Below are 8,929 nucleotides of genomic sequence, written 5' to 3' on the forward strand. Positions count from 1 at the left end.
TTCCGAAAGGTAGCCTCATGCGTTCGCTTCTCCTGAAAGGGATTGCGGTCTGTGCTGCGGTCCCGCTGCTCGTCACGCTGATCGGCCCGGCCGCCTCTGCCGAGGAACCTTCCGAACCCGACACTGGCACCACGCTGGTAGATCAGATCGTGGCCGCTGCGAGCGCGGGCAGTACGGAGCCGGAGAAGCTCGCAGCAGAGGTCGCGCTTCCTGTGGACGGGGGCGGCAGTCTCACTTTTGACGGTGCTGAGCGCATCACCGCCACCGTGCTCTTCGATGCGGCGCCGGGCGATCGCGTGCTTGCTGCGCTCGCGAAGCTCGCAGAAATCGATGAGGTATTTGACCGCTTCCCCGCGGCAACCGTTCGCGTCGACCCCACGCAGCTCGGTGAGCTCTCCGCCATCCCCGGGGTCGCGAGCGCCGTCCCGGCAATTCGTCCGTTCACGGGGAGAATCGCCCCCGCTCAGACCGCATCACTCCCGCACGCGGCGGCGGCGGCAGACAGCTGCGGGCCGATCCTTATCGAAGCGGACAGCCCGCTGCGCGCGGACTCGGCGCGTGAGCTATTTGGTGTGGACGGCACCGGGGTGACGATCGGGATCATCTCGGACTCCTTCGCCGCAACGACGCTTGCGACCTCGTGGGAGGAGGATGTGGCCTCTGGCGCGCTCCCTGGCCCGGGAAACCCGTGCGGCTATACAACACCGGTGACGCTGCTGTCCGATGGCATCGGCGGTGAAGATGAAGGCCGAGCGATGGCGCAGCTCGTGCACGGGATCGCTCCCGGAGCTACGCTCCTCTTCGCGGACGCTGGCACGAGCGATTATGAAATGGCGGACCACGTCGCTGACCTCGCCAACGCGGGCGCAGACATCATCGTGGACGATATTTCCTGGGGTCTGGAGCCTGCGTACCAGTTGGGTGTGCTCTCAGCCACGATCGAGAAGGTGAAGGCCGAGGGGGTCGCCTACTTTACTTCCGCTGGCAACGGGACTGGTCTTGGGGTGCGAGGGGCAAGTGAGGGGCGGCCAATTTCCTCTTGGAGTACCACCGCGTACCGTCCGATGGCCTGCCCTGACTGGCTCGTCACCGGGGAAGACGACGAGCTCGCAGCGCTTGACGAGTACGACTGTATGGATTTCGATCCCGATCCCGCGAACTCCGTGCCCTATGACACGCTGACGGTACGGGAATCGGACACCGACTCCGAGGTGTCAATGCGATTGCTCGGATCCATTGGCGAGCCCATGTTCGGCATCACTACATTCCACGAGTGGCGAATATTCCGTGTTGTTGCCGGCGCGGAGACCCCGGAGCTCGTTGGCGTAGCGCCGCAGCTCGCTGCGCAACTCCCGAGCACCATTGGGCAAATCACGGTGCCGCAGGGGTCTGAGTTGCGCGCAGTCCTGGTCCGCACCGGTCACGATCCCACCGCGCCGGCTCCCGCCGTGCGGTTCGGCTTCCAGCGGGGCGGTGACGAGATCGCCGAGCGCACGTTCCTTGGCGACGGCGTCAGCGACGTCGTGGGGCCGACAACGTTCGGGCACGGTGGCGACGGCAGCGCGGTGAGCGTTGCCTCCCTGGATTGGCGGGACCCCAGTGTCGTGCGTGACTACAGTGCGCTCGGCCCGTCGACGCTGCTCTTCGAACCCGTGCGGGATGATGCGGCAGCGCCCGCCGCGCCGCTTCCCGAGCCAGTGGTGCCTGGCACCCCGCACATAGCGGCGGTTGACGGGACGCAGACGACGTTTTTTGGGCAGGACGCAGGGGAGCCGGGTCGCCCGGAGTATCGTTTCTACGGCACCTCCGCAGCCGCCCCGCATGTCGCTGCCGTAGCGGCGTTGGCCCAGTCCTACCGGCCCGACCTGAGCGGTGCCGAGCTCACCACGCGTCTACTTGCGTCCGCTCGTGGAAGCGCAGACGGCGGGCCGGTGAACCCCTACACACGCTTCGGCATCTTGGACGAACACGTCTTTGGTGCCGGGCTCGTCGACGCCGAGGCGCTGCTCACGGCACTCACGCACGAGCCGAGTGCGCCGCAGCGATTGGCGGCTCGCGATCACACCCAGACAAGCTTCACACTGCAATGGGACCAAGTCTCGGCGGCAACGACACTCGACCTGGAGGTCGAACTGGTGGCAGTCTCGACTGCGCACACGGCCGTGGGCACAGCGGCGCCGGCCGGTGCGCAGCCGGTAGTGTCGACTTCCCTTGACGGTGCAGCTACCTCGCACAAGGTGGAGGGGTTGGTGCCCGGCGGGGTGTACACGGTGCGGCTTGCCGCGCGCAATCCGGCGGGGGTCAGCGACCCGGCGCTGCTCGAAGTATCGACCCTGCTCGAACCCGGCCCAACGCCGCCAGGGCCAACGCCGCCCGAACCCACGCCGCCCGGCCCAGCCGAACCCACCGCTTCGGGGACGCCGCTAGCCCAGTCCGGTAGTTCTCGGCCCTGGCCCGCGCTCTACGGGGCCGGCGCGCTCCTTATCTTCGGAATTGGGGTGAGCGTCGCCGCTCTGCGGCGACGTCCCGTAACCGCATAGCGTCGCACGAGCACGCAGCCCTGGCGCTCGGGCGGGCGAGGCACCATCCGTGCCTTGCCCGATGCGGCTATGGTGCGGCCTGGTGGCGGCGAGGCCGCAGAATCATGCGCTTTGGCTCCGTTTGGGCCGCACGATGTGCAGAAACTTCGCGTAAAGATTCGGTCGACCGAATAAACGGGTGCTATATTCAAAAGCTCCGCAGCTGCAACCGCGGGGATCGCGGCCGCTTGGCCGGGGAACGATGCCTTCGAGAGCAGCATCCGACCGGGTCACCGACGTCCCGCCGAGAGAAAGGACGTCGATGCGCACACCCATCGACCCCACACGCGTCACCGCGACGAGCTTGCCGCCTGCGGTCGGACTCTACGACCCGGCGCACGAGCACGACGCGTGCGGGCTTGCCGCAGTGGTGTCTCTCACCAGCGAGCCGAGTCATCGGATCGTCGAATTGGCACTCGAAGCCCTTGAACACCTCGAGCACCGTGGGGCAGTTGGGTCCGACGCGGGCACCGGGGACGGCGCGGGCATCCTCAGCGACGTGCCCGACGACCTGATCCGAGATCGCTGCGCAGCCGCTGGGGCGGAACTGCCCGAACCGGGGGAATACGCCGCGGGGCTCACGTTCCTGCCCAGGCCCTCGACCGAGCGCCGCGCGGTTCGATACTGCATCGCTGCGATCGCTGCGGAAGAGGGATTGCGCGTCATCGCCTGGCTGCCGGTCGGGCTAGACGAGTCTGTCTTGGGGGAGAACGCTCGGGCCGCCGCCCCCGCAATCGAGCAGCTCATCGTTGCTGCGGCGACTGGCAGTGCGAGCGACCCGCAACAGCTTGAGCGCCGCGCGTTCCGGGCGCGCAAGCGGATCCAGCACGAAACGGGGGTGTATCTCCCGTCCCTCTCGACACGGACGATCGTCTACAAGGGCATGGTCACGACCCTACAGCTCCCAGAGTTCTACGTCGACCTCGCGGATCCGCGGTTTTGCTCCCGGTTCGCGATCGTGCACTCCCGGTATTCGACGAACACGTTCCCCTCGTGGCACCTCGCGCAGCCTCTCCGGCTCGTGGCGCACAACGGCGAGATCAACACCGTCCGGGGCAATCGGAACTGGATGCGTGCGCGTGAGGCACAGCTTGAGTCCCCGCTGCTCGGCGACATCGCGCCGCTGCTACCCATCTGCTCGCCCGGAGGTAGCGACTCGGCAAGCTTCGACGAGGTGCTCGAGCTGCTCGTGATGAGCGGTCGGTCGCTGCCACACGCCCTCGCGATGATGGTGCCAGAGGCGTGGGAGGCCAACGCAGAGCTTGATGCAGAACTCGTCGATTTTCTCGAGTATCACTCCCTCGTGATGGAGCCCTGGGATGGGCCGGCCGCGATGATCGCGACCGACGGGAGCGAACTCGTCGCGCTGCTTGACCGCAACGGTCTGCGGCCGGGCCGCTATCTCGTCACGCACGATGGCCTCCTCGTCATCGGAAGCGAAACGGGTGTGCTCGACCTCGCCCCCGAGCGGGTTGCGCGCCGCGGTCGGCTGCTTCCCGGCAGGATGCTCGCCGTGAACCTCGAAACGGGGCACGTCCGAGGGGATGATGCGGTCAAGCATGAGCTTGCGAGCCTCGCTCCCTGGGGGAGCTGGCTCGAGGAGGCGCGGATCCGGCTCGCCGATGAGCCGGAGCGCGAACACCTCGTGCACCCACCGTCTTCCATCAGTCGACGACAGCGGACTTTCGGGTACACGGAGGAGGAACTCAGGCTTATCCTCACCCCGATGGCGCCCGCTGGCGGTGAGCCACTCGCCGCGATGGGTTCCGACACCCCGATCGCCGTGCTCAGCGAGCGGCCTCGCCACCTGCATGACTACTTTGTGCAGCAGTTTGCGCAGGTCACGAACCCCCCGCTGGATGCGCTTCGCGAGGAACTCGTGACGAGTCTGCGCGCGGGAATTGGTCCGCAGGAAAACCTCCTGAGCCAGTCAGCGGATCACGCGCGGCAGGTGATCCTCGACTTCCCAGTGATTGACAACGGGGCGCTCGCGCGGATTCAGCACTTCGGGGACGATCCCGAGCGCGAGCGTGCAGTGACGATCCGCGGCCTATACCCCGTGGATTTCGGCGCGCGGGGGCTCGCAGAGCGGCTTGATGCGATGTGCTGGGAGGCGAGCGCCGCGATCCGCGCTGGCGCCGAGTTCATCATTCTCTCGGACCGCGACTCGAATAAGGATCTCGCGCCGGTTCCGACCCTGCTCGCGGTGTCGGCCGTGCACCACCATCTCATTCGAGAGGGCGAACGGATGCGGGTCGCGCTCATCGCGGAGGCTGGGGATGTGCGCGAGGTGCACCACGTCGCCGTGCTCGTTGGGTATGGTGCGGCCGCAGTGAACCCCTACCTCGCGATGGAGAGCGTCGGCCTGCTCGTGCGCGACGGCTTGCTCCCCGGCCTCACCGAGGAGGAGGCGATCGGGAGGCTCATCGGGGCGCTCGGCAAGGGGCTGCTCAAAGTAATGAGCAAGATGGGGATCTCCACGGTGTCCTCGTACTGCGGCGCACAGACCTTTGAGGCGATCGGCCTGTCCCGTGAGGTCGTCGACCGGTACTTCACCGGCACGAGTTCGCGCCTCGGCGGCGTCGGGCTTGACGTGCTCGCGGCAGAGGTCGCCGCACGCCATCGCGCGGCATATCCGGACGACACCGCTCCGCTCGCGCACAAACGGCTCGAAACTGGGGGAGAGTACCGGTGGCGGCGCGGCGAGGAGCCGCACCTGTTCGACCCGGAAACGATCTTCAAGCTCCAGCATGCAACCCGCACGGGCCGGCGCGAGATCTTCTCCGAGTACACGGCGCGCGTGAACGAGCAGCAAGAACGGCTCATGACGCTGCGCGGGCTGTTCCGATTCAGCCCGCGGCGGCCCGCGGTGCCGCTCGACGAGGTTGAGCCCGTCTCCGAGATCGTACGCCGCTTCGCGACGGGCGCCATGAGCTACGGCTCGATCTCGCCGGAGGCGCACGAGACGCTCGCGATCGCGATGAATCAGCTCGGCGGGCGCTCGAATACCGGCGAGGGTGGGGAAGCAGAGGAGAGACTCACCGACCCAGCCAGGCGAAGCGCGATCAAACAGGTCGCGTCTGGCCGCTTCGGAGTGACGAGCATGTACCTGACGCACGCAGACGAGATCCAGATCAAGCTCGCGCAGGGCGCGAAGCCTGGCGAGGGTGGCCAGCTCCCACCGGGCAAGATGTACCCGTGGATTGCCCGCACCAGGCACGCGACGCCCGGAGTCGGGCTCATCTCGCCGCCGCCGCATCACGACATCTACTCGATCGAAGACCTCAAGCAGCTCATCTTTGACCTCAAGCGAGCGAACCCCGCAGCCCGCATCTCGACGAAACTTGTCGCGCAGAGTGGGATTGGTCCCGTCGCCGCCGGCGTCGCGAAGGCGCTGTCTGACGTGATCCTCGTCTCCGGCCACGATGGCGGCACCGGGGCCAGCCCGATGAATTCACTCAAGCACGCGGGCTCACCGTGGGAGCTGGGGCTCGCCGAGGTGCAGCAGACGCTCATGCTCAACGGCCTGCGCGAGCGCGTGGTGCTGCAGGCCGACGGCCAGCTCAAGACCGGCCGAGACGTCGTCATCGCAGCGCTGTTGGGCGCTGAGGAGTTCGGGTTTGCGACGGCACCGCTCGTGGTCTCCGGCTGCATCATGATGCGCGTCTGCCACCTCGACACCTGCCCGGTCGGCGTGGCCACCCAGAACCCCGAGCTGCGGGAGCGCTTCACCGGACAGGCGGCGCACATCGTGAACTTCTTCACGTTTATCGCCGAAGAAGTGCGCGAGATTCTCGCTGAACTCGGGTACCGCTCGCTCGCTGAGGCCGTCGGTGACGCGGCAGCGCTCGATGTCGACGAGGCGGTGCGGCACTGGAAAGCTGAGGGGCTTGACCTGACGGACGTGTTACGTGGCCCCGTGTTCGACGCGGACGAGCCGCGCCGCAACGGCAGGGCGCAGAACCACGAACTCGAGGAGCATTTCGATGTGCGCCTCATCGACCTCGCGCGCGACGCGCTTGACTCGCGAGCCCCCACGGTGATTGACCTCCCGATCCGCAACCTGCATCGCGCGGTCGGCACCATGCTCGGCCACGAGGTCACGCAGCGCTTCGGCGCCGCGGGTCTCGCACCCGAGACGATCGACGTGACACTCACGGGTTCTGCGGGGCAGTCGCTTGGCGCGTTCCTGCCGGCTGGCATCACGCTCAGGCTGATCGGGGACGCGAACGACTACGTCGGCAAGGGCCTCTCTGGCGGTGAGATCACGATCCGCACCCACCCCGACGAAACGCCGGACGGGAGCAACGTCGTCGCCGGGAATGTCATCGGCTACGGCGCGACGAGCGGTGCGATGTGGATCGCCGGCTCGGTGGGTGAGCGCTTCCTCGTGCGTGGTTCAGGCGCGACCGCCGTCGTCGAGGGCGTCGGCGATCACGCGCTCGAATACTTCACCGGTGGGTTTGCGTTGGTACTGGGCCCCGTTGGTCGTAACTTCGGGGCTGGGATGAGCGGCGGCGAGGCCGTGGTCCTTGATCTCGACCCCGCACGCGTGAACGCGGCGGAGGTCGCCTCGGGCGCCCTCGTGCTGCAGTCGCTCGGAGCTGTTGACGGGGACCCTACCGAGTCTGCGCTGATTGCCAAGATTCGATCACTGCTGCGCCGTCACGGCGAGCAGACCGGCTCCCGCACCGCCGCCGCGCTGCTCGAAGCCTTCAACGTTGATCCCGAGAGCACGGCGCGGAGGTTCACCCGCCTCATCCCGCGCGGCTATTCCCGGGTGCTAGAGATCCGCGAACGGGCGACGACGTCGGGGGCTGACCCCGACGGCGCGCTGGTGTGGAGTGAGATTGTGGAGGCGACCCATGGTTGATACGCACGGATTCCTGAAGGTCCGCGAACGGGAACTCGCGCCGAAGCGGCCTGTCGCGCTGCGGCTCATGGACTGGCGCGAGGTCGTCGAGCGCGGCGACGCCGCAGTGATCGGGAGGCAGGCTTCCCGCTGTATGGACTGCGGGGTGTCGTTCTGCCACCAGGGCTGCCCGCTGGGCAACCTCATCCCAGAATGGAACGATCTCACGCATCGGGGCCGAAGTCGGGAGGCAATAGACAGGCTCCACGAGACGAACAACTTCCCCGAGTTCACCGGACGGGCGTGCCCGGCACCCTGCGAATCGGCGTGTGTCCTCGGCATCAACCAGCCCGCTGTGACGATCAAGCAGATCGAAAACCACATCATCGACGAAGCCTTTGAGCGAGGCTGGGTGACACCGCAACCGCCCGCACGGCTCACCGGAAAAACAGTTGCGGTCGTCGGATCGGGGCCCGCGGGGCTCGCGGCCGCGCAGCAGCTCACTCGCGCGGGCCACACAGTCGCGGTCTACGAACGCGACGAAGCGCCCGGTGGGCTGTTGCGGTTTGGCATCCCCGATTTCAAGCTCGAAAAGGCGCTCGTGGCGCGCCGCATTGAGCAGCTCAAAGCGGAGGGCACGCGATTCCGGTGCGGCGTTGAGCTCGGCACCGACATGAGCTGGGGGGAGCTACGCAGACGCTTTGACGCCATCGTGATCGCGACGGGGGCTCCCGTGCCGCGGGAACTGGCGTTGCCTGGCCGCGAGTTGTCCGGAATCATGCCCGCGATGGACTTTCTCGTCGCTGCGAATCGAGTCCAGTCCGGGGCGCTGCCTTCCGCGGAACACGCAGGCTCGGTTGTGGACGCGGCGGGCAAGCACGTTGTCGTTATCGGCGGCGGCGACACGGGGGCCGACTGCGTCGGTACGGCGCATCGACAGGGCGCTCTGTCGGTCACGAGCCTCGCAATCGGCAAACAGCCTGGGGTGCTCAGGCCGACGGGGCAGCCCTGGCCGACACACCCGACGATCTTTGAAGTGTCAAGCTCACACGAGGAGGGGGGACACCGCGAGTATCTGGCTTCCACCGTCGAGTTCGTTGGGAAGTCAGCCGTGACCGGCCTGCGCGTCGCAGAGACCGGGTTCACTGACTCCGGTCGCGTGCCGCTTGCGGGAACCGAGCGTCTCATTGCGGCGGATCTGGTGTTGATCGCGCTGGGGTTCACCGGGCCCGAAGCAGTCGACGACCCGGCTGTCGCGCTCACGATGAACTCTGAGGGGAGCTTTGAGCGGGCGAGGGACTTTTCGACGGATCACCCCGGAGTGTTCGTCGCCGGTGACGCGGGGCGAGGGCAGTCGCTCATCGTCTGGGCAATCGCCGAGGGACGATCCGCCGCCGCCGCAGACCGCTATCTCACCGGGGGTACGGTGCTGCCCAGCCCGGTTGGCGCGTTCGACCGTGCGTTCGCTTAGCGCGAGGTACGCGACGGCCCTGACAGG

Annotated in this window: 3 protein-coding genes; all 3 read left to right on the forward strand. The window is 67.3% G+C overall.

Annotation, left to right across the window (positions count from 1 at the left end; translation table 11 throughout):
• The first annotated feature begins 17 nt into the window (after positions 1 to 17).
• The 3 genes from AUL38_RS10700 to AUL38_RS10710 all read left to right on the forward strand — a co-directional run bounded on the left by AUL38_RS10700 (position 18) and on the right by AUL38_RS10710 (position 8,902).
• Positions 18 to 2,540 (forward strand): S8 family serine peptidase, encoded by a 2,523-nt coding sequence (locus tag AUL38_RS10700; RefSeq protein ID WP_059061987.1) that lies wholly within the window; start codon positions 18 to 20, stop codon positions 2,538 to 2,540.
• Between the two features lie 301 nt (positions 2,541 to 2,841).
• Positions 2,842 to 7,452: a glutamate synthase large subunit gene (gltB, locus tag AUL38_RS10705; RefSeq protein ID WP_059061989.1), complete on the forward strand. Its 4,611-nt coding sequence runs from the start codon at positions 2,842 to 2,844 to the stop codon at positions 7,450 to 7,452.
• Positions 7,445 to 8,902 (forward strand): glutamate synthase subunit beta, encoded by a 1,458-nt coding sequence (locus tag AUL38_RS10710; RefSeq protein ID WP_059061991.1) that lies wholly within the window; start codon positions 7,445 to 7,447, stop codon positions 8,900 to 8,902. Before gltB ends, AUL38_RS10710 begins: the two co-directional genes overlap by 8 nt.
• The last annotated feature ends 27 nt before the right edge of the window (positions 8,903 to 8,929 follow it).

This window comes from Leucobacter sp. G161 (assembly GCF_001482305.1).
In the GTDB taxonomy this organism is placed as follows: Bacteria; Actinomycetota; Actinomycetes; order Actinomycetales; family Microbacteriaceae; genus Leucobacter.